Source organism: Enterococcus sp. AZ197, assembly GCF_050556405.1.
Classification (GTDB): domain Bacteria; phylum Bacillota; class Bacilli; order Lactobacillales; family Enterococcaceae; genus Enterococcus; species Enterococcus faecalis.
In genome coordinates this window covers 850,697-871,369 of the sequence record NZ_CP187873.1, presented here as the reverse complement: position 1 = coordinate 871,369, position 20,673 = coordinate 850,697, and the positions used below count along the sequence as shown (strand labels likewise).

Sequence of the window (20,673 nt, the reverse complement as noted above, 5' to 3'; positions counted from 1 at the left end):
AGAGTGAATCTCTCAAAAGAAAATTCTTTTAAAAAAAGTCTGGCAGACCGGTCAAAACGACCAATCTGCCAGACTTCTTAACACTTGGGCTTAAGATAAACAGCTGAATAAATACAACACCTTCAAAGCTAACCGCTGTTATCTCAGCCTCACTTCTGTTTACTATAAAATAGCTAAGATTACAAAGTTTAAGATAAACAACGCATCAATGACCCAAATAATTGGTGAAACTTCTTTGGCTTTTCCTTTGACTACTTTTACCACTGCATAAAAGATGAACCCAGCAGCAATCCCATAAGAGATGCTATAACATAATCCCATGAAAATTGAAGCAAAAAATGCTGGAATCGCATCTTCTAAATCCGTCCAATTGATGTCTTTGAAAGAAGCTAACATCATAATTCCCACTAAAATTAACGCTGGAGCCGTAGCTTGTGCTGGCACAATAGCAATAAGTGGTGAAAAAAGACTACTTAGGGCAAATAGAATTGCTACCACTACCGATGTCAAACCTGTTCGACCACCCGCACCGATTCCTGCTGCACTTTCTACATAAGTTGTCGTATTCGATGTACCAAAAATCGCACCGATAGATGTTGCAATAGCATCTGCAAATAGAGCTTTGTCCATTTTAGTGCTGAAGCCCTTACTATCTTCTAAAGCTAATTCATCTTCTTTAGAGAAAATCCCTGTTCGACGTCCCGTACCGATAAATGTTCCAATTGTATCAAACGTATCTGATAAACTGAAGGCAATAATGGTCATTAAGACTTGAGGAATTTTTGAAGAATCACTAAACAATGACTGTAAGCCCTCAGCACCAAAAGCAGCGCCAAAAGTTGTACCTAATTCTTTAAATGAATTGCCCAACGAATTAGCATGCCAATCAACCGAAGCAGTGTCTACCACCCCCATTGGAATTGCGACTAACGTAGTAACCACAATGCCAATTAAAATAGCCCCACGAACATTCGTGACAACTAAAATCGTTGTTAAAACTAACCCAATTACCGCCAAAATAATGGCTGGATTATCAAAATTTCCTAAAGCGGGCACGATACTCGAACCATTTACAACACCATTTTGAGGTTCTGCTTGTACTGTGAAACTTAGTAAGCCAGCATTTTTCAACCCTACATAAGCGACAAAAATTCCAATCCCACCACCAATAGCATGTTGTAAACTCTCTGGAATTGCTTTAATAATCATTTTGCGAATTTTTGTCACTGTAATCAAAATGTTAATCAAACCACAAATAAAAACCATTGCTAATGCTTGTTGCCATGTATACCCCATCCCAAAAACGACCGTAAACGTAAAGAAAGCATTGAGTCCCATCCCCGGTGCTTGAGCGTAAGGTACATTAGCAAACAGCCCCATAATTAATGTACCGATGATTGAAGCAATAATGGTCGCTAAAAAAACAGCCTGAAAAGGCATCCCTGTTTCTGAAAGAATGGACGGATTAACAAATAAAATATAACTCATTGCAAAAAAGGTCGTAACCCCCGCCATTATTTCAGTTGATACCGTTGTCTTGTTTTCCTTTAATTTGAAAAACGTATTCATAATTGCACTTCTCTCCCTTAAAATCCATGTTTTCGAATAATTACTCTTTGATTATAAGAGAATCACTATCTTTTTACAACAAAATATTAACTATTATATATATTTTTCTATATAACGTTCGTGTTTTGTGGATATAAAAAAAGAAAAAGCTTTACATTGCTTCTTCTTTTCCTAATAATTGGATTAGCCCAAACAACAGCATCTGTAGAAACATCATTAATAAAATAAACATTAATTTTTGAAGGGACCAGTCAAAAAAGATAATTTTCACTGTTTCAATTGGACTCATAAAAAGATAGACACTGTGTAATCGATCAAAACGTCCAACATAAATCGCCAAAGCAGACAAGAAATGAAGGCTGGCTTGAAAGACTACAATTGTTCTATAGTCACAATAACTTTGCAATTTCTGGCTAACAGTTGTTACTGTTTTCATCCCTAAAAGCCCATATATAACAATCCCGCTAGTTAAGCAAACAAACGCCCACCAATCACCAATTTGGTTTGCAAAAATCGTATTAAAGCCTCGATAAATAGATAGCGTTTCTAAATGAAAAAAATCCGTAAATAGGTACGGCGCATTAGGATAAAAAATTAACCAAGCAAAACCTATCAACCAATCCCTTTTACGTTTTTCTGCGTTTAAAAGATAACTAAGTTCAATTGGAATATAGGCTAACAACACGTTCAACGCCATAAAATGAAAATGCGTAGCAAATAACCACATATAGATACAATAGATTAAGGTGATCACTCGTAAATAATTTCTAGAATTTTTCAAGATGCTCTGCGCTCCTTTTTCAAACGGTTTATTTTAGTGTAGCATACTTCTTAAGCTTTTTTTTAAACCTTATAAATGAACATGCTTCTCCCCTTGATAATCTTCGGTTTTATGCTAGACTGAGTAAAAGGCATTTAGGAGGAATTTTTACTTGAAAAAATTAATTGCTATTGATTTAGACGGCACAACATTAAATGCGCAGTCTTTAATCAGTCCAAAAACCGAACAAACACTAAAAAAAGCGATTGACAACGGTCATTACGTCAGTATTGCCACTGGACGTCCCTATAGAATGAGTCATCAATTTTACCAACAACTTGGCCTAACGACCCCTATGGTTAACTTTAACGGCGCTTTAGTCCACATTCCAGAGAAAAAATGGGACTTGGAAAGCGAAGCCAATATTGAACGTGACCTAGTCTTTGACATTTTGGCACAGAAAAAAGAATTACAATTAGATTTTGTTGCTGCTGAAAACAAAGAAACATTTTATATCGATACGTTAGATGGGTTCGATCCGAAATTTTTTGCTTCCAAAGCAACCTTAGATAATTTACTTACTGCTAAAAATTTACGAACAAATCCTACCTCAATGATGGTTCGGACCACACCAAACCAAGCTGAAAAAGTTGCTGATACATTGACAAAACAATATGGTGATTATATTGATGTCCGCACTTGGGGCGGTCCAATGCCTATTTTAGAAATGGTCGCAAAAGGAATTCAAAAAGCCCATGGCGTTGATCAAGTGGCGAACTTTTTATCTGTCAAACCAGCTGATATCATTGCTTTTGGCGATGAACATAATGACGAAGAAATGCTAAGTTATGCTGGTTGGGGTGTTGCTATGAACAATGCCACGGATAAAATTAAATCCGTAGCCAACGATGTCACTGAAAAAACAAATGATCAAGATGGTTTAGCAGATTACTTAGAAAATTATTTAGATCTATAAAAGGCTAAAATAAAAGTATTTCTTTAAAAAGAACTCACGTTGGTTTAGCTGATAATCTTAAGATTACGAAAGTAGGGCATAAGTCGAAACGACTTATGCCCTACTTTCGTTTTTTTTATTCCTTCAATGAATTTTGAAACGTGCTGATTTTTTCAGCCAATCTTTGATAAGTAGTAAAAGACGGATGCTTTAGCTCTTGTTCTTCGTTAACGGATAAAGTTTGTTGTGTCGTAATGGCCTTTGTTAGTGCATCTACAAAATGAATAAAAGAATTGTTGGTTTGTTTATTATATCCTGGTGAATAATATTTCGATTGACGATAAAAAGGCCGCAGAGCTGTTTCTGTGATTTTTTCCTGTTCATCTGAAAAGTATTCATCATAGCTGACATGTTTTATTTTCTGCTCTTCTGTTATCACTTGAAGTCGAGCGATTAGGCCATTGCCTAAATCTTCTGCGTAACCGATATACGTTTCTTTCGATGGCTCTTTTAGCCAAGTGTCCATCTCTGCTGCTAAAGGCATTAAACCTTCACGCGCAGAAGTTGATGAACCACGTACCGTATAAAAATTACCTGTGACACGATTTTCGTCACGCATTTGTTTTTCTACATAAGTAATACCATTAACAACGGTGACTAACGTATCGTCTGTGCGCGTGTTGCTTGCTTGAAATTCAGGATAATCCGACAGGCGTTTGTTGACACCCGAATATCGTGTATCGTAATAAGGATCACTAGCAAACTCTGTAAACTCAACATTCAGAATCCGTTGCGTTTCAGGTTCCGTAATAATCTCTACAATGCCGTAATTTCCGCCAGTAAATACACCTTCATTTTTATAATAGTTACCCGTCATTAATCCCAAAGGCGGTTGATTGGACCAAAACATTTTTTCCTTTTTTTCTTCTGGTGTATATTTTGCTGGTGGGGTTGTCCCAAATGTCGTTTGTGTGGCCCCTGTAACCACTTCGTACGTGTATTCATGAGAATCAAAAGTCAATTGATTAGCAATCAGTTCGTCATTTTTAGTCGGCGCTTGTTTTTCCACCACAGAAGTCGTTTGATTGGTGACGGTAACTTGCTTCACTTGCTTTGTCTCTTGCGGACCACTTGTTGTTTTTTTCGTTGGCTCTTGATCTGGCGTACAACCGACCAAAACAAATAATCCGATAAAAACCAACATTCCTTTAATATGTTTCATTCACTTCTCTCCTTTTTATAAACGCTTAATTTCCTCTTATCTCCAGTGTAGCAAACATTTATAAACCAAAACTGACGGAAAAATGAATAAATAATAAACAAAAACGCTAAGCCTCTTGCAGCTTAAGAGACTTAGCGTTTTTTTATTTAATTGCTTGGCGCTTTTGGCGCAACCACTCTTCTTTAATGTGTTCAGATAGGCGAATCATTCGTTTACCAACTTCACTATATTGGTTAGTAGCTAAATTGGCTAAAGAAATTCGAACTGACCATTTGTCACTCCCGAAAGCATCCGCTTTTAAAAGCATTAATTTTTCTTTTTCTGCTAAAGAGGTTAATACTTTTGTGATCGTCCACGATTTCGTTAAATAACTTGAAAATTCTGGGCCATAACGTTTTTCTGTCCAATCTCTAAAGTTAATTTCACAATAATATGCTGTATTTAAACTTGCTAAAGGCTCTTCAATGCCTAAGGTGCGGAACAAGAGCTTTTCACGCGTATGACAGATATCCATCACTTCGTCTTTATATGCTTGACCGTCTTTTAACAAAGCATACAAACTAAATAAAGCCATCATCGCTTGCTGAATAGAAGAAAGTCCCGCTGCATGGTTCAACGCAATATCGCGGCTGTCTGCGACTAAGCGGCTGATAAAGTTAATTTGGCTTGTGTCTGCATTCAATGTAGCATAACGTGCCTGTAATTCCATTTTTCGAGCCACTGGCAATTCTTTTAATAATTGATCAAAGATGTTCTCTTGGCTAACCGCAATAGTCCCCACACGCCAACCAGTAGCGCCAAAGTATTTAGAATAAGAATAGATACAGGCTGTATTGTAAGGTAACTCCGTAAATAGTGAACGAAAAGCTGGCACAAAGGTTCCGTAAACGTCATCTGTTAAAATCATTAACTTAGGGTTATCCACTGCAACGATTTGTTTGATTTGTTCAATGGTAGGTTTTCCCATAGCATTGGCAGTTGGATTGCTGGGATTTACGACAAAAACCGCTTTGATGGACGGGTCTTTTAGTTTATCAATTTCCTTGTTTGAGTATTGATACGTCGTTTTTCCATCAATGATCATTTGCTCTGCTTTGATTTTAACCACGTCAAAATCATAACGTGGTAGTTCTGGAATTTCTAGATAAGGAGCAAACGTTGGTAATAACAACGCAATACGATCACCTTTTTCTAGTAAATAATTATTTGCCAACGTATCAAACAAGTAACAAATCCCTGCTGTACCACCTTCAACGGCAAAAATATCAAACGGTTGTGCTTCGCTGGAAAATAATTCTTGATTTAAATATGCTTTAATCGGTTGTTCACACGCCTTCAAGCAACGAACAGGATTCGGATAATTATCCCCAATCACATAGTCTAACATGGCATCTAACCACATTTCCTTATCCATCCCAAAATAGTTATGCTCTGCTGTCCAAATTTCTTGTAAGAAGGTTGCCCCTTTGCTAGGATTTTCTGCTAAAAAGTTTAAGAAGCGTTGCGTTCTACCAAAACTTGGCTGAATCATACCAGCCGTTTGTTCGCTCCCCTCTCTTAACGTTTCTTTTGTAGCAAATTGACCTAATAAAAAAAAGGCTTCCCTTGGTGTTGGCGCCGTCCAATTAGGATTGCCTCGCCCTGCATTTAACAATGTTTCTAAATTATGATTTTCTTCATGTAATTTCTTCTCTAAAAATAGACTTAATTCAAACGGACTAAGGTTTTCTGTCAATTCATCACTTGTTATCATTTTATCCTCCTGAAGCACACGCGGTCATTTAGTATTTAGTATGTAGTCTATACTACTCTTCTACCTCCAGATGTCAACCATTTAAGCGGAATATTCTGACAATTAATAAAAAAGAAACAATCCTTTATAAAAAATAAAGGATTGCTTCTTTTTCGCTGATTAACCAAAGAACCGTTGCATCTCAATTTTTGCTGATTGAACAGAATCAGAAGCATGGATTAAATTTTTGGTGACAGACAACCCATAATCTGCTCGTAAGGTGCCACTTTCAGCATCTAACGGATTCGTTGCTCCAACTAATTTACGCACTTTTTTAACCACATTGTCCCCTACAACGACCATCACAACCACTGGGCCACTTGTCATATAGGCTAATAATTCAGGGAAAAATAGTTCATCTTTTAAATGCTCATAGTGTTCCTTCACTGTTTCTACTGTTAGTCGTTCGAATTTAAGGTGCAATAAGTCAATACCTTTATCTTCAAAACGTTGAATGATTTTGCCAACTAACTTCCGTTCAACGCCATCTGGCTTAATAATTACTAAACTTGTTTCCTTCATTTTTTCTTCCATCCCTTTCAAAACTTCCTTTTGCCCTTTCCCAAGGGGTAGCTACAGAATAAAATGAAAGCGGATACTTTGTCAATGATAAATTTTCTTTTCCTTTTGATTAAATAAAAAATTAAAGATTATTCACAAGGTTTGTGAATTGTTCTTTCAGTTCTGTATTACTTGTTTCTTTTAAAAACAAATAAGGTTGCTCTTCTGCTGGCTGTTCTTTACTCACATAGACTTTAGCTTCACCATTCACTAAAGTAAATAAATAGACATGCTTCTGGGCAACTTGTGTCGCACTGTCAGAGTATACTGCCACCAGACAATAACCCCCTTCGCTGCCTGTTTCTGACCAATTTAACCAAATGGGATTGTTCCCAATAGCTGGTTGTATTTTAGGTTCATAACTCAATAAATCATCAGGCACTTGAATCGTGTAAAAAGCTACAGAGTGACCTGGTTGGTACGCTTGATAGTTCTGATTGCGTTCTTGACCCCAGGTTTCCATGTATTGTCCTAACTGTTTTGCTTTTTGCTGATTCCAAATCGTCCCTTCTTCTGTAACTAATTCAGTTAATTCTTGTGTTTGCGTTGTTTGCTCTAATTCCAACGCCGTGGTTTGACTAACTTCGGTTGCTGAAATTGCTCTTGTTTCTTCAGTATTTACATTGTTTGTTTGTACGGTTTGTACTTTCTGTGATTCCTCTTTCGATTTTTGCCAACCACAGCTAGATAAAACGCTTCCAACAACCGCTATCATAATAATCCCGTTTAGTTTCATTCCTTAAACTCCTGTTTTTATTTTTATTCTATCGAAATAAACCTAAAATCTCAATCCCTTTCTTTGGATAGTTGAAAACCATTTGGGAACTAGTAATTCTCCACAATTATAGTCCTCTAGTAATTGTTGGTATTGCTGTTCCATAGTCCTGATTTCTTTTTCACCAAAGCTCAGTGCCCAAACTAAAGAATAGAGTCCTGCGTGAAAAGTATAAAGCTTTTGAAACTGCCAAAATAAGGTAGGAACTTTCCCAGCAAAATAACCTTGTAATTGACCATAAGCAAACAATGGCGAAACATTTCTTGAAAAAAATTGTAACTTGTAAAATTCTTCATAAGGATCCCCAAAATCCCATCGATTAAAATCAATCACACCGACCTGCCTAGTTGGCAAGTAAATAAAATTTCCCACATGGAAATCTCCATGCTGATAAACTACAGGCCGTTGTTGCAATAACGGTAATTGTTTTTCTAAATATGAAATTATTGGCTGCTGGTACGGCATACAAAATTGAGATTTCTTATACTTATTTAGTTGGCTCTGCTTTTTTTCGTATAAATTTCGCGCAATCTCTCTTTGACTAATCCTTTCAGGCAACAAAAGCTTATGGATTTTGTTTAAATAGCGGCCTGCCTCTACGCCTAAGTTCAGTTGTCTTTTAGGAGAAAGAGCGGGTAAAACATCGCTTAAGTCTTCACCTTCTAGATACGTTAATAACATGTATCCTTGTTCACTTTCAGGAATAGGTGCACATAAAAAAGGTTTAGAACTGGGAAATCCTAACGCCGCTACTTTTTTGATAAATTGATATTCTTGTTGTTTGGCTAATAACTCTTCTTGTTGAAAAATTCGCAATAAAAAGGTTTCTTGATTTTTGGTAACTTTAAACTTTAAATCAGTTGACCAACCACGGTGAATAGCTTCAACTTTTTGCCATTGCTGAAACGCTGGAATCTTCTCAAACGCCCTCATTACTTTCGCCTCCATTTCCCTATTGGTTTTAGTATACCAAAGAAAAAAGGCTGGAGACAATTGGGGATAAATTGTCTCTAGCCTTCACTGGTTATCATTTTCTAGTTTTCCTTATATAAATCGTTCCACTCGTTAATAAGAAAGCTCCTCCTAAAACAATCCAGAAAGTACTAGGTACTTCTGCACCTGCTTTTGGTAATACTTTTTTGGGAAGCTGTTCTTGTTTCCCAATCATACTTTTATTAGAAAAAGCATGCGTACTTTCTGTTGATTTGGTTCCCTGATTTGCTGATGAATTCAGCGAATTATCTAAGGATGACTCACTAGTAGTTTTTCCAGATTTGTCTGGGTTTTGGTTTTTTCCTTCGATTGGTTCTTCACTTGTTTTTGTTTCTTTGTCTTTATCTGGCTTGCCACTTGCATCTGGCTCTTTGTCTTTGTCTGGTTCGCCGCTTGCATCTGGCTCTTTGTCTTTGTCTGGTTCGCCGCTTGCATTTGGGTCTTTGTCTTTTTCTGGTTCGCCACTTGCATCTGGCTCTTTGTCTTTGTCTGGTTCTTCTACATGTGGTTGATTTATCTTGTGGTTATTTTCAAATAAAGCACCTAATTGTAGCAATGTTCGGTCTTCATTTAATGCACTATTAAATTGAATCCCCAAAGGCAGTCCTTCTTTTGAAACGTAAGTTGGTACACTTAATGCTGGATGTCCAAATAAATTTGCTTGTTGTGTAAACGGTGTATATGTGAACGCCGTCAGCCATTGGTCATAAATCAATTGTTTTTGTTCTGCTGGTGACAATTGGTCAATTTTTTCCATCTGTGCTGCATGTTCTGGTTTTAGTAACGGATTATCAATACTAGGTGCCGTGGCAGCCGTCGTTGGTGTTAATAAGATAGGATACTGTTGATAAAATTCGTCCATCGCTTGTGCTTGTAAAGCAATATCTGTCCAAGCCGCAGTTGTCTCTTCACTCGTTATATTTTTTCCTGTTTGAAAAAGCGCCCATGTTAACAGTTCTACATCATTTCGTTCAAGCGGTCTTTTTAATTTCTGCCGCGCCATAAAATCGGCAATTCCTGCTGAGCCAGCAGCTACAGTATAATAATTTTTCATTAGACGTTCCCCATCAACAGGGTGCTTCACTTCAACCAATGTGTACCCTTGGTCTTTTAAAAAAGCAACAGCTTCAGCGACCGCCTCTTTTGCTTCGGCACTTACAGGCGTTCCGGCAGGGGATTCTGTTGTATAAGCAATGGGTTGCGCTTGACTTAAATGTCCCGCAGGAAGATCTTTTTTGGTTAATAAGGTTTCAAATAATGCATTTGTATCCGCCACGGTTCGACTTAAACCAAAGTGAACAGTTTGACCTTTTGTACTATTAGAATTGCCAATGATTACTCCTCTAGAAGGTTTCAAGCCTACGGTGCCTGTCCAAGAAGCAGGGATGCGGATAGAGCCACCAGCATCACTTCCAGAAGCAATGGGAACAAATGCCGCGGCGACACTAGCACCCGCTCCGCCTGAAGAACCACCTGAATAATGGTTAGGATTCCATGGATTGACGGAAACACCATATAACTTCGAATTTGAAATATTCTTCCAACCTAATTCTGGATAATTCGTTTGACCAATGATTATGAATCCGGCATTTTGTAGTGCTTTGACAAAGGTCGATGTCCCACCAGCTACTTGATCTTGGAGAAAACCAAAACCGTTCGTGTTGCTTTCACCTTTCAAGGATTGTCCTAACCCTTTTAGTAAGAGCGGCACACCTAGAAATGGTTGACCTGTATCTTGTAAAGCTTTTGCTTCTGTCAAAGCCGCTTCTTCTCGTAAAGTAATGACCGCATTTAATGTAGGATTTTCACGTTTAGTGATGGCCAACGCAATTTTTACTAATTCTTCGCTCGTCACCTTTTTTTCTCTTACTAAAGTTGCTAACTCCAGTGCAGTTGCTTGTTTATAATCTGCTTCTGAAAAAACACTCTCTGCAGAAACAGCTTTTCCATCTGTATCACTATTTTGTATCTCATTTGTGGTTTCAGTGGTTACTGCAACCACATTTCGGCTACTGCTTTCGGCGATTGCCGAAGAGGATTCTTTTTCCTGCATCACCGTTTGGCTAGTAGTTTCAGATTCCAAGTTAGCTACAGTCTGACTGGTTTCTGTTGTTACTGATTCCGTCTCTGTTTGAACGGTTGTTTCTAGTATACTTTCTTGTGCCAACATTGGTACCCCTACCAGTGTTTGGCTAATTAATAAAATAATCCCTAACTTTTTGAACAAAATCGACTTCTTCATAAGTCACATCCTTTATCTATTAATACAGTTAAAAAATCTGTATTACTTATAGCATAAATGAAAGCGATTAAAAAGTAAAGTTCTCTTGAAAATTCCCATGTTCAACTTTTAGGCTAGGTTCTTTTTATATGCTAAAATAGAATAGAAACGGAGGTTTTTTAATGGAATGGATTGAAATTAAGCACGCAACACAAAATAATTTGAAGAATATCTCTGTCAATATCCCTAAAAAGCAACTAACTGTTGTTACTGGACTTTCGGGTTCAGGAAAGTCCTCCTTAGTATTTGACACATTAGCCGCTGAATCACGTCGTGAACTAAATGATACATTTAGTTCGTTTGTTCAAAATTACTTACCCAAATATGGTCGTCCAGAAGTTGAAAAAATCGAGAATCTTCCTGTTGCAATTGTCATTGACCAGAAAAAAGTAGCAGGTAATTCTCGTTCGACAGTGGGAACGTACACAGATATTTATACGTTTTTACGTTTGCTGTTTTCACGAGCAGGTTCTCCATTTGTTGGTTATTCAGATACTTTTTCGTTTAATCATCCGGATGGAAAATGTCCAACATGCGATGGCTTAGGAAAGATTACCGAAATCAATCTTCATCAGCTAGTTGATTATGACAAATCATTAAACGAAGGGCCTATCGATTTCCCCACATTTACAGTTGGCAACTGGCGGTGGAAGCGTTATGCCCATAGTGGTCTATTTGATTTGGATAAAAAAATCAAGGACTATTCTCCTGAAGAGTTAGCATTATTTTTATATGCTCCACAACAAAAACTAGCTAATCCACCCAAAGAGTGGCCTCATACAGCTTTGTATGAAGGAATCGTCCCGCGTATGCAACGTAGCATATTGCATACAGACGAAGGCAAACGTCATCAAAAATACCTTAATCACTTTGTTACCGTAAAAAGATGTCCTGATTGTTTAGGAAGTAGAGTCAATGAACGTGTTCGTAGCTGCAAAATTAATCAGAAAAGTATTGCTGATGCTGTTGACATGCCACTCACTGAATTACATTCTTTTATTCGTTCAATGGACCTATCCTTAATAAAAACTATTCAAGAAGAGCTACTTGTACGTCTAGAAGCATTAATTAATATCGGTCTCTCCTACCTCACATTAGGACGAGCAACTGAAACACTTTCTGGTGGTGAAGCACAGCGGATTAAAATTGCTAAGTATGTAAACAGCGCCTTAAACGATATTATGTATATTTTAGATGAACCAAGTGCTGGCTTACATCCAAAGGACATCGAACGGATCAGTCGTGCATTGCTCAATTTAAAAAATAAAGGAAACACCGTGGTTCTCGTGGAACATAATCCACAATTAATTAGAGAAGCTGATTTTATCATCGATATAGGACCTTTCGCAGGCGAAAATGGTGGCCATGTCCAGTTTTCAGGAACGTATGACGCATTTTTAGCCTCCAAAACCTTGACTAGTCAAGCGCTTCAAGAGCCGCTCCCTTTAAACGACCAACCAAGAAAAGCAAGGAAGTCTTTATCAATCGAACATGCGACACTGCATAATTTAAACAATCTATCTGTCGAAGTTCCGTTAGGAGTTTTGACTGTTATTTGTGGGGTCGCTGGTTCAGGTAAATCATCATTAGCGGAAGAAATTTATCAAAAAGCCCAAGCTGATAATCAAGAAATTATTCATCTTTCACAAAAAAGCATTACCGCAAATTTACGATCCACACCAATGACCTACCTCAATATTTTTGATAAGGTCCGCAAACTGTTTGCGGAAGAAAATCATGTTAGTCCAGCTTTATTTAGCTATAATTCCAAAGGCGCTTGTCCTACTTGCAAGGGGAAAGGAATAATTGTCTCCGATATGTCTTTTATGGAGGATGTTACTAGTATTTGCGAAACCTGTCACGGAACGCGTTACAAAGAAGAGGTGCTTCATTATCTGTATAACGGAAAAAATATCGTTGAAGTACTAGCTTTAAGCGTTAAAGATGGCTATGATTTTTTCAAAGACCAGCCTTTTGCTCTTTCATTAAAAAATTTACTGGAAGTTGGCTTAAGCTACCTTAAACTCAATCAATCGCTCTCAACATTATCTGGTGGCGAATTGCAAAGGGTAAAATTAGCAGACACACTTCACCAAAAAAAAGCTATCTATTTAATGGATGAACCTACAGATGGCTTACACTTAATTGATATCCAACAAAGTCTTCAACTTTTCAATCGAATGGTAGAAGAAGGAAACAGCTTGATTTTATTAGAACATCACATTGATGTGATTAAAAGTGCCGACTGGTTGATTGAACTAGGTCCCGAAGGTGGAGAAAAAGGCGGACAGCTTCTTTTTACAGGAACGCCAGCAAATATGCTAAATTCCACTCATTCTATTACTAAAGGCTATCTGTAAAATAATTGGAACAATAACAATGTTACTTTTATCCCCAATCTATATTACTTTTTAAGCTTGGAACAAAAATCTTTCTGGATTTTTGTTCCAAGCTCTTTCTTTTTTAATTTATATATGCACAGACCAATTCAAATACTTTTTCCATTGCCTGTGTTTGCGTATCTTCTGTTACTTTGACTGCGTTAGCATCCGCTCTATCGCAAATAATTCTTATAGAAACAAAAGCACAATCATTTAAAAAGCAGCATTGTGCAATAGCTGCGGATTCCATATCCACACAATCAATAGAGAATTGTTCAATTAAGTTTCTTTTTTCAGTTGTGTCACAAACGAAGCCTTCTCCAGTTCCAAAACGAACACACTTTATCTTTTCATCTAGATGTTGAAGTTCGGCCAGCATTCCTTTATCTCCTTTATAGTACAGCTGATAAGGAAATTTATTGATTGACTGTCTTTCACGAATATCGTAATGGCAGTATTCCTCACCTAGCACCATCTCAAAGAGTTGCAGTTTTTCATTTAAACAGCCACAAATACCGATATTAATTAGTTGTTCTATTTGAAATGAATCAATAAGTATTTGACTATATAGCGTAGCATTCGTCTTTCCTTGTCCTGCACAAACCATAATGACTTGCGATGTTTTTTGTTCATAAATATAAAATGTATTTTTTGCTAGCTGTATCTTTCGTTGTGGTGGAAAATATTCCAATAATTTTTGAAGCTCTAAATCCATTGCGGCAATAACCCCTAATTTCATCTATCTCCTCCTTTTTCTATTTCAACCCCACTTCCATCTTCACAGGTTGGTGATCTGTATATTTAAATTGTTCGTCCTTTGTTTTCACGCTATGAACAGCCACATTATCAGAAACAATAAAACCATCAATTACATACACTTGGGATGTTTCATAAGAGCCAGTGTAAGGCTTATTAAGCACCCGCACAGTCGGTTGTTGATCATCATAAGCAAGTGAAAAATGTTTAGGTAAGTCTGCTGGATCAATTTCTCCTGGTACCCAACCAGCTTCCCCTAAGTCAGGATATCGATGACTGCCTTTGAAAACTTGATTAAAGTCACCTCCAGCAATTACATAGTTTCCTTTAGCGTATTCTTGGGATAATACGTCAGCTAACTTTTTGCTTTGAGCAATCTTCCCTCCCCCATTGTCATAGGCTTCCAAATGTAAGTTAAAAACCACTAATTCTTTGTCTGTGCCTTTAATTGGAAAGCGCGTTTCTAGAAGCGCTCGTTTTAAGTTACTAATGCTAACGGGCCAACGAAAGGGATTGGGTAAAGCAATGCGTTTGGCCTCTGTTATTTTTTCATTTGATAATGTTAATAAACCACTTTCTACTCGTCCAATCGGCGGCCAAGGAATGGGCACATAATCTACCTTAAAATTATAAGCAAATGCGCTGTTCAGCTGTAGCTGTTTTTGTAATTCTTCCTCTTGATTGACTTCATAAGAACGTTGCGAGCGACGATCGACTTCTTGGAATAAGTAAATCATCGCTGGTAATTCTTTTAAGGTTTCTTCAATGCCCGTTAAATTCTGTTGGACCATTGCCTTATTAACTGGTTGGACAGTTTTGCCACCGTCCATAAAAAAATCTTCTGTTTGTCCTAGGCCGGCATAGCCTATGTTATACGTGACTAAAGAAATGGATTGCTGTTTTTCGATGGTTTGCTCTGAAAATTGTTTATTTATAGCAACTGGTTCAACCGCTCGTGGTCGAAACTCTCGGAAGGTTAAATATCCTATCAAAATTAAAGCTATGCTTAGAAGAAGGACCATCAAGCTACCGAGATATTTAAAAAACTTTTTCATTGATTCCGATGTTCCTTTCACATTATGTCAAACCAAAAGTAGTAATTATCTTCGTTGCTACTTCTTCTGGTGTCATGTTTGAATTATTTATTTTCGTTATTTTTACATTTGGAAATGTACTTTCTAGTTCACCTTCGTGGCTTACTAATCGATGTTCTTTAAAGGTATTGAGTAATTCTTTTCGAGAAGAGTCGACATCGCGTTTTGAAGGTTTTGCCTCTAGCCGCTCTGGATGAACATTTCGTTCTAGGCGGATTGCTGTTGAAGAGACGAGTTCGACGAAATAAACGGCCTCATGTTTATTAAGAAAAATTTCTGATATTTCTTCTAAAAATTGAAAATCCTGTTCTTGATCAAAAGCAATCACCACTGTAAAAATAATGTTTTTTGTTGTATTTGTGGCTGGATTTTCGACAAAGGCATGAAAAAGTTCCTTTCTAACGGAATCAGACAATTGAAATGCACGTTCCGTATACCCAAGATAGTTTGCAAATAAGTCAATGGTTTGATGATTAAATAGTAATTTAGCATCTAACTGCTTTTCTAAAGCCTTGCCAACGGTCATTTTCCCGACAGCTTGGGCACCAATTAAAACGATTAAAGACATCAACTTCCCCTCCTCTAGCCTAATTTTTAGGTGGCTATCTTCTACTATATCACACTATATTACAACACCTTACAAAACTGTTCGGAAAATTTTCTGTTTTTTATTACAAAAAAAAGACAAAAGACTCTATAATGAGAGAGGACTCGATTGATTATAGATGAGATAGGTGACGGAGAATGGCAATAGAAAAATATTTTCAAACAATAGATGGCAGTCAAATTTTTTATCAAATTTTTGGCAAAGAAACAAATTACCCCCTTGTGTTACTTCATGGTAATGGCAATGATCATACTTTTTTTAATTATCAAATTTCTTATTTCTCCAAGGAGTATCAAGTTATTGCGGTGGATACCCGCGGACATGGACGTTCCACCAATACACAAAGTCAATTAACTTTTCCGCTTTTGGCAGAAGATTTAGCTGGTATTATTCAACAAGAACACTTAACAAAAATTAATTTATTGGGCTTTAGTGACGGAGCAAATATTGCCATGGTTTTTACCCATTTATATCCTGATTTCGTCAACAAACTCGTCTTAAATTCTGGAAATGTCACCATGTCTGGTCTGAAAAAATATGTAACGATTGCCACTTATTTTCAATATTGGTTTTGTCGTATTGGCGCTTTTTTTTCAAAAAAATTGCGCGCACGGCTCCCTATCGTGGCTCTGTTATTTGAAGATACTGGACTGACAAAACAAGATTTAGAACACATCCCCTGTCCTACTCTTGTTATTACTGGCAGTCGAGATTTAATTGCGCTTTCCCATTCACGGGCGATTGCTGATGCCATTCCTGCCGGCAAATTGGTCTTGGTAAATAAACAGGGTCATTTATTTGCCAAAAACTCACCAGATATTTTTAATAAAACAATCGAAAAATTCTTAAAGGAAATGAAGGTGTCTAAATGAAACAAATTATTCATTGGATCAAAACGCATACAGGATTACTAAAAACACTGTTTGTTATTGCGGTCTCAATTATTGTTGTTGCCCAACTTTTATCAATTGGTAAAACGATCTCATTTGAACAGTTAAAACAGATTTTTGATGAGATTCCGCTATGGAAATTGTTATTGATGATGGTTATCGGTTTAGTTTCCGTTACTCCGATGCTAAATTATGACTTAACATTAAATCGCATTTTAAACTTGAAAGTCTCAAAACGGGAACTCCTTGAATCTAGCTGGATTGTCAATACCATCAATAATATTGGTGGATTCGGTGGTTTGGTCAGCATGGGACTTCGTTCTGAATTTTATGGAAATAAAACAGAGGAAAAGAAAATTTTACCTGCGTTAACCCATATTTTACTTTTTGTGTTATCCGGTCTATCTATTTATAGTATTCTTTGCTTTTTCCTTGTTCAGTTTGATCCAAAAATGGCTTATTTACAGCAATATTGGATTTGGTTATTAGGTGGCGGTCTTTATTTCCCATTACTTTATCTTATTTTACATTTCCAAAAAAATAGTTCCTTTGGTAACCTCGATGCAAAAAATCGCTTATCTTTAGTTGTTTCTTCGTTTTTAGAATGGACAGGTGTTTTAATTACCTTTATCAGTATTGGTTACTTATTAGATGTACCGATTCCTTTAATTGATATTGTTCCTTTATATGTAGCAGCTTCGATTATTGGGATTGCTTCGATGATTCCAGGGGCTTTAGGTAGTTTTGATGTCATGATGATTTTAGGACTGAGCAACTTAGGTGTCGATCGTGAAATTATTGTTTTGTGGTTATTGCTCTATCGTTTATTCTATTATATTATTCCTTTCTTAATTGGCTGTTTGTTCTTTACAAAACACTTAAGCCAAAAGTTGGATACTCACTATCGTCAATTGCTGAAACAAATTACTTTGGAAATTGCCCACAAGCTGGAAGTGGTTTTACTTTATTTTTCAGGAATTATGATGGTGCTCCTAGCCACTATTCCAGAAGCCTTCACTCAAGTGCATTGGTTAAGAGATATTAACCCCTTCCGTTCTCATATTATTATTCAAATTCCGAGTATTGTTTTAGGCTTTGCATTATTAATTATGGGACGTGGGATTGCTGATCGTGTTAAAAGAGCCTATTATCCAACGATTATTTTATTAATTGGTGCTATCTTGTATTCATTTGTTGTTGACTTTAGTATGTTTTCCATTTTCTATTTAGCTATTTTATTATTTATCGTTATTTTTTCAAAATCAGAATTGTACCGTGAACAACTGGTTTACTCTTGGGAGTGGATGACGATTGATGGGTTTATCTTTGGCTTGTTGACCTTATTATACCTAGTAATTGGTGTTTATAATTTACCGAACTTCCCACACCATCGTCATCATTTTGTGGAATTTTTCTTGTTCCCTTCCGAACGGATCTGGTTGTCAGGATTTATCGCTATCCTCTTAGTTATGAGTTTTAACTTTCTATTTGTTCGCTACCTCCAAGGGAAAAAACACCAAGTTGGTGAGTTTCCAGAAGATAGTATCTTGCATAATATCTTAACAACTTATGGCGGGAATATTGACAGTGAACTTGTCTTTCTTCATGATAAACAGGTTTTCTTATATCCCAAAGAAGAACCGACTGTCTTTTTACAATTCAACACCATTAATAATAAATGCGTTGTGATGGGCAACCCTTCTGGGAACAAAGAAGATTTTCCTGCGGCGATTGATGCATTCCTTAAAGAAACAGATCGTTTCGGCTATGTACCCGTCTTTTACGAAACCAATGAGGACAGCGTGATGTTACTACACGAATATGGCTACGAATTTATCAAAATGGGCGAAGAAGCCTTAGTTAATCTAGAAACATTTACGATGTCTGGGAAAAAATTCAAAGGTACCCGCGCAGTGTTTAATAAAATTACCAAAGCCGGCTATTCATTTGACTTACTCCAACCTCCTTTTAGTGCCGAACAAATGCACGAATTAAAAGCTATTTCGGATAGTTGGTTAGACAATCGAAAAGAAAAAGGCTTTTCACTAGGATTTTTCGATGAAGCGTATCTTCAAAGAAACCCAATTGCTGTTGTCCGAAATGCTGAAGGAGAAATGGTCTCTTTCGCTAATATCATTCCTAGTTACACAAATGAAGTTGGTACCATCGACTTGATGCGTCACCATAAAGAAAAAGCCCCTTCTGGAAGTATGGATTTCTTATTTATTCATTTATTTGAATATATGAAAACAGAAAATATTCATTATTTCAATTTAGGGATGGCTCCGTTAGCCAACGTTGGTCAATCAAGAAAAAGTTTTATTCAAGAACGGATTGCTGCGTTAATTTATGAATTTGGTTCAGAAATTTACTCCTTCCAAGGATTACGCGAATACAAGGAAAAATTTGCTAGCAAATGGCAACCACGCTATACACTTTATTCTAAAAGTAGCTGGATTGTCTACGTGATGATTGCTTTACTCATTGTCGATCAAAAAAATATTGACTAACAAAAAGAATCCCAATTAAGTATAAAAAGCTTGGCAACTTCACTGAAATTTAGTGAGGTTGCCAAGCTTTTTAATTTCTTTCATCTAGTTTTTCTTTAATTAAAAAGGCTGTTTCTTCGACAGATTTTGCGGTTACATCAATCACTGGGATGCCATACTTCGCAAAAATTTCTTCAGCATAAGCTAATTCTTGTTCAATCCGTTCAACATTGGTATAACTGGTCTCATTACCTAAACCTAAGGAAGCCAACCGACTGCTACGAATCTGACCTAATGTTTCTGGCGAACAAACTAAACCAATCATTTTTTGTGGATCCATTTCTTCCAAAATTGGCGGCAATGGAACTTCTGGAATTAATGGTAAGTTAGAAACGCGGTAGCCTTGATTCGCTAAATACATACTGACTGGCGTTTTTGAGGTCCGCGAAACGCCTAACAACAATATATCAGAATCAAGAAACCCTTGAGGATTTTTGCCATCATCATATTTTACAGCAAATTCAATCGCTGAGATTTTATCAAAGTAAGCACGATCTAGTTGATGGCGTCGTCCAGGCTCTTCAATAGGATCTACTCCGGCTTTCGCTTGAATTAATTCAAAAAATGGCGCCATTAAATCTAAATATAACAACCCTGTTCGTTCACTAAATTCTTTCGCCGCTGTGATTAGTTGTTTACTGACTAATGTACTGACAACTAAGGCTTTATCTTTTAAGGCATCTTTTAAAATCTCCAATAATTCTTCTTCTGTTGTGACAAAAGAAAAATTGTATCGATTAAGAAAAGAAATATCTGGATATTGTGCGCTTGCTGCAGCTAACAATTTTTGTGATGTTTCTCCAAGTGAATCGGAAATAGTATAAACAATGATCTCTTTTTTCATAATTAAGCTCCCTTATCTATTTTGTGCGGCTTCTTTCGCTTGTTGCGTAATATAGGTTAAAATTTTCGTTTTCGTAATTTTTCCAATAACTTTTTTAGGATTTTCTTTTTCAACGACTGGCAAAGAATCCACTTCGTATTTTTGCAAAGTGTCAGCAGCTTCAAGAATAGTAAATTCTGGTGTGCAGGTTTTCACATGTGGCACTCTTGTCATACAAACAGCAACAGGTGTGCCATCAATATTTGTATTTAAAGAGGCCCGTAATAAATCTTTTCGTGACAAAACCCCTAATAATTCTTTCGCTTCATCCATGACATAAAGAGAACCGACATCATACATAAACAAGTTGGTAATCGCATCTCGAATTGAGGTTTCTTGGGCAACCATCAATGGTGGACTCATGATCTCCTGAACTTTTGTTTGAAAAACATCAAAAAAGAAAAAAGCCTCCATATTATCACTTTCGTAAGTATACCCAACTTTCGGACTTGCTTTTAAAATTCCTGAAAGTGTTAAAAAGGACAAATCAGAACGCAATGTCGCACGTGAAACGGCTAGTATGTCCGAAATGCGTTCACCACTAACTGGCTGATGCTCTTTTACAACAGCGATAATTTGCTCTTGTCGTTTACTTAATTTCATCA

General features: G+C 36.8%; 17 protein-coding genes. 4 read left to right on the top strand and 13 right to left on the bottom strand.

What is annotated here, in order from left to right; all coding sequences use genetic code 11:
- Nucleotides 1-162: 162 nt before the first annotated feature.
- On the bottom strand, nt 163-1,569 hold the full coding sequence (locus IGK82_RS04285) for an NCS2 family permease (RefSeq protein WP_002355943.1): 1,407 nt from the start codon (nt 1,567-1,569) through the stop codon (nt 163-165).
- A 151-nt stretch (nt 1,570-1,720) separates the two neighbouring features.
- Nucleotides 1,721-2,296: a DUF1361 domain-containing protein gene (locus IGK82_RS04280; protein WP_002386206.1), complete on the bottom strand. Its 576-nt coding sequence runs from the start codon at nt 2,294-2,296 to the stop codon at nt 1,721-1,723.
- 205 nt (nt 2,297-2,501) lie between these two features.
- On the opposite strand from IGK82_RS04280, the gene IGK82_RS04275 reads away from it, so the two are divergent.
- Complete coding sequence (locus IGK82_RS04275) at nt 2,502-3,305, top strand: Cof-type HAD-IIB family hydrolase (RefSeq protein ID WP_002355941.1); 804 nt, start codon at nt 2,502-2,504, stop codon at nt 3,303-3,305.
- 115 nt (nt 3,306-3,420) lie between these two features.
- On the opposite strand, the gene IGK82_RS04270 is transcribed toward IGK82_RS04275, so the two are convergent.
- The 6 genes from IGK82_RS04270 to IGK82_RS04245 all read right to left on the bottom strand — a co-directional run bounded on the left by IGK82_RS04270 (nt 3,421) and on the right by IGK82_RS04245 (nt 10,869).
- Nucleotides 3,421-4,506, bottom strand: a complete 1,086-nt coding sequence (locus tag IGK82_RS04270) for a hypothetical protein (RefSeq protein ID WP_016622299.1) — start codon at nt 4,504-4,506, stop codon at nt 3,421-3,423.
- 142 nt (nt 4,507-4,648) lie between these two features.
- Nucleotides 4,649-6,259, bottom strand: coding sequence for an aspartate 4-decarboxylase (gene aspD / locus IGK82_RS04265; protein ID WP_002355939.1), 1,611 nt, complete (start codon nt 6,257-6,259; stop codon nt 4,649-4,651).
- A gap of 159 nt (nt 6,260-6,418) precedes the next feature.
- Entirely contained in the window at nt 6,419-6,832 is a 414-nt protein-coding gene (ndk, locus tag IGK82_RS04260; RefSeq protein ID WP_002383435.1) for a nucleoside-diphosphate kinase, read from the bottom strand.
- A gap of 109 nt (nt 6,833-6,941) precedes the next feature.
- A complete protein-coding gene (locus IGK82_RS04255; protein ID WP_002385107.1) occupies nt 6,942-7,595 on the bottom strand; it encodes a DUF4767 domain-containing protein in 654 nt (217 codons plus the stop codon).
- A gap of 42 nt (nt 7,596-7,637) precedes the next feature.
- A complete protein-coding gene (locus tag IGK82_RS04250; protein WP_002414329.1) occupies nt 7,638-8,582 on the bottom strand; it encodes an aminoglycoside phosphotransferase family protein in 945 nt (314 codons plus the stop codon).
- A 79-nt stretch (nt 8,583-8,661) separates the two neighbouring features.
- Entirely contained in the window at nt 8,662-10,869 is a 2,208-nt protein-coding gene (locus tag IGK82_RS04245; RefSeq protein ID WP_162780879.1) for an amidase family protein, read from the bottom strand.
- A gap of 161 nt (nt 10,870-11,030) precedes the next feature.
- Between IGK82_RS04245 and IGK82_RS04240 the strand changes: the two genes are divergently transcribed.
- Nucleotides 11,031-13,268, top strand: a complete 2,238-nt coding sequence (locus IGK82_RS04240) for an ATP-binding cassette domain-containing protein (RefSeq protein ID WP_016622302.1) — start codon at nt 11,031-11,033, stop codon at nt 13,266-13,268.
- A 103-nt stretch (nt 13,269-13,371) separates the two neighbouring features.
- On the opposite strand, the gene IGK82_RS04235 is transcribed toward IGK82_RS04240, so the two are convergent.
- The 3 genes from IGK82_RS04235 to IGK82_RS04225 are packed head-to-tail and all read right to left on the bottom strand — an operon-like array spanning nt 13,372 to nt 15,707.
- Entirely contained in the window at nt 13,372-14,028 is a 657-nt protein-coding gene (locus IGK82_RS04235; RefSeq protein ID WP_002379209.1) for a 5'-methylthioadenosine/S-adenosylhomocysteine nucleosidase, read from the bottom strand.
- Nucleotides 14,029-14,044: 16 nt separating this feature from the next.
- Nucleotides 14,045-15,100 carry an endonuclease/exonuclease/phosphatase gene (locus tag IGK82_RS04230; RefSeq protein WP_016622303.1) on the bottom strand — a complete coding sequence of 352 codons (1,056 nt, stop codon included), beginning with the start codon at nt 15,098-15,100 and terminating at the stop codon, nt 14,045-14,047.
- A gap of 22 nt (nt 15,101-15,122) precedes the next feature.
- On the bottom strand, nt 15,123-15,707 hold the full coding sequence (locus IGK82_RS04225; protein WP_002397912.1) for a hypothetical protein: 585 nt from the start codon (nt 15,705-15,707) through the stop codon (nt 15,123-15,125).
- Between the two features lie 176 nt (nt 15,708-15,883).
- On the opposite strand from IGK82_RS04225, the gene IGK82_RS04220 reads away from it, so the two are divergent.
- Together IGK82_RS04220 and mprF are read left to right on the top strand one after the other, a co-directional pair.
- A complete protein-coding gene (locus IGK82_RS04220) occupies nt 15,884-16,618 on the top strand; it encodes an alpha/beta fold hydrolase (RefSeq protein WP_002358908.1) in 735 nt (244 codons plus the stop codon).
- Nucleotides 16,615-19,146, top strand: coding sequence for a bifunctional lysylphosphatidylglycerol flippase/synthetase MprF (mprF, locus tag IGK82_RS04215; protein WP_113843914.1), 2,532 nt, complete (start codon nt 16,615-16,617; stop codon nt 19,144-19,146). The genes IGK82_RS04220 and mprF overlap by 4 nt, the downstream gene beginning before the upstream one ends.
- Nucleotides 19,147-19,216: 70 nt before the next feature.
- Here mprF and IGK82_RS04210 read toward each other — a convergent pair whose 3' ends face one another.
- Nucleotides 19,217-20,029: a pyruvate, water dikinase regulatory protein gene (locus IGK82_RS04210; RefSeq protein ID WP_002355927.1), complete on the bottom strand. Its 813-nt coding sequence runs from the start codon at nt 20,027-20,029 to the stop codon at nt 19,217-19,219.
- 12 nt (nt 20,030-20,041) lie between these two features.
- Nucleotides 20,042-20,671 (bottom strand): helix-turn-helix transcriptional regulator, encoded by a 630-nt coding sequence (locus IGK82_RS04205; RefSeq protein WP_002366401.1) that lies wholly within the window; start codon nt 20,669-20,671, stop codon nt 20,042-20,044.
- Between the last annotated feature and the right edge of the window lie 2 nt (nt 20,672-20,673).

Coding starts and splice junctions, on each gene's coding strand:
- IGK82_RS04250 (WP_002414329.1), bottom strand. CDS start 8,582: ATGGAGGCGAAAGTAATGAGGGCGTTTGAGAAGATTCCAGCGTTTCAG.
- IGK82_RS04230 (WP_016622303.1), bottom strand. CDS start 15,100: ATGAAAAAGTTTTTTAAATATCTCGGTAGCTTGATGGTCCTTCTTCTA.
- IGK82_RS04285 (WP_002355943.1), bottom strand. CDS start 1,569: ATGAATACGTTTTTCAAATTAAAGGAAAACAAGACAACGGTATCAACT.
- IGK82_RS04235 (WP_002379209.1), bottom strand. CDS start 14,028: ATGAAATTAGGGGTTATTGCCGCAATGGATTTAGAGCTTCAAAAATTA.
- IGK82_RS04225 (WP_002397912.1), bottom strand. CDS start 15,707: ATGTCTTTAATCGTTTTAATTGGTGCCCAAGCTGTCGGGAAAATGACC.
- ndk (WP_002383435.1), bottom strand. CDS start 6,832: ATGGAAGAAAAAATGAAGGAAACAAGTTTAGTAATTATTAAGCCAGAT.
- IGK82_RS04205 (WP_002366401.1), bottom strand. CDS start 20,671: ATGAAATTAAGTAAACGACAAGAGCAAATTATCGCTGTTGTAAAAGAG.
- aspD (WP_002355939.1), bottom strand. CDS start 6,259: ATGATAACAAGTGATGAATTGACAGAAAACCTTAGTCCGTTTGAATTA.
- IGK82_RS04240 (WP_016622302.1), top strand. CDS start 11,031: ATGGAATGGATTGAAATTAAGCACGCAACACAAAATAATTTGAAGAAT.
- IGK82_RS04245 (WP_162780879.1), bottom strand. CDS start 10,869: ATGAAGAAGTCGATTTTGTTCAAAAAGTTAGGGATTATTTTATTAATT.
- IGK82_RS04220 (WP_002358908.1), top strand. CDS start 15,884: ATGGCAATAGAAAAATATTTTCAAACAATAGATGGCAGTCAAATTTTT.
- mprF (WP_113843914.1), top strand. CDS start 16,615: ATGAAACAAATTATTCATTGGATCAAAACGCATACAGGATTACTAAAA.
- IGK82_RS04280 (WP_002386206.1), bottom strand. CDS start 2,296: ATGTGGTTATTTGCTACGCATTTTCATTTTATGGCGTTGAACGTGTTG.
- IGK82_RS04270 (WP_016622299.1), bottom strand. CDS start 4,506: ATGAAACATATTAAAGGAATGTTGGTTTTTATCGGATTATTTGTTTTG.
- IGK82_RS04210 (WP_002355927.1), bottom strand. CDS start 20,029: ATGAAAAAAGAGATCATTGTTTATACTATTTCCGATTCACTTGGAGAA.
- IGK82_RS04255 (WP_002385107.1), bottom strand. CDS start 7,595: ATGAAACTAAACGGGATTATTATGATAGCGGTTGTTGGAAGCGTTTTA.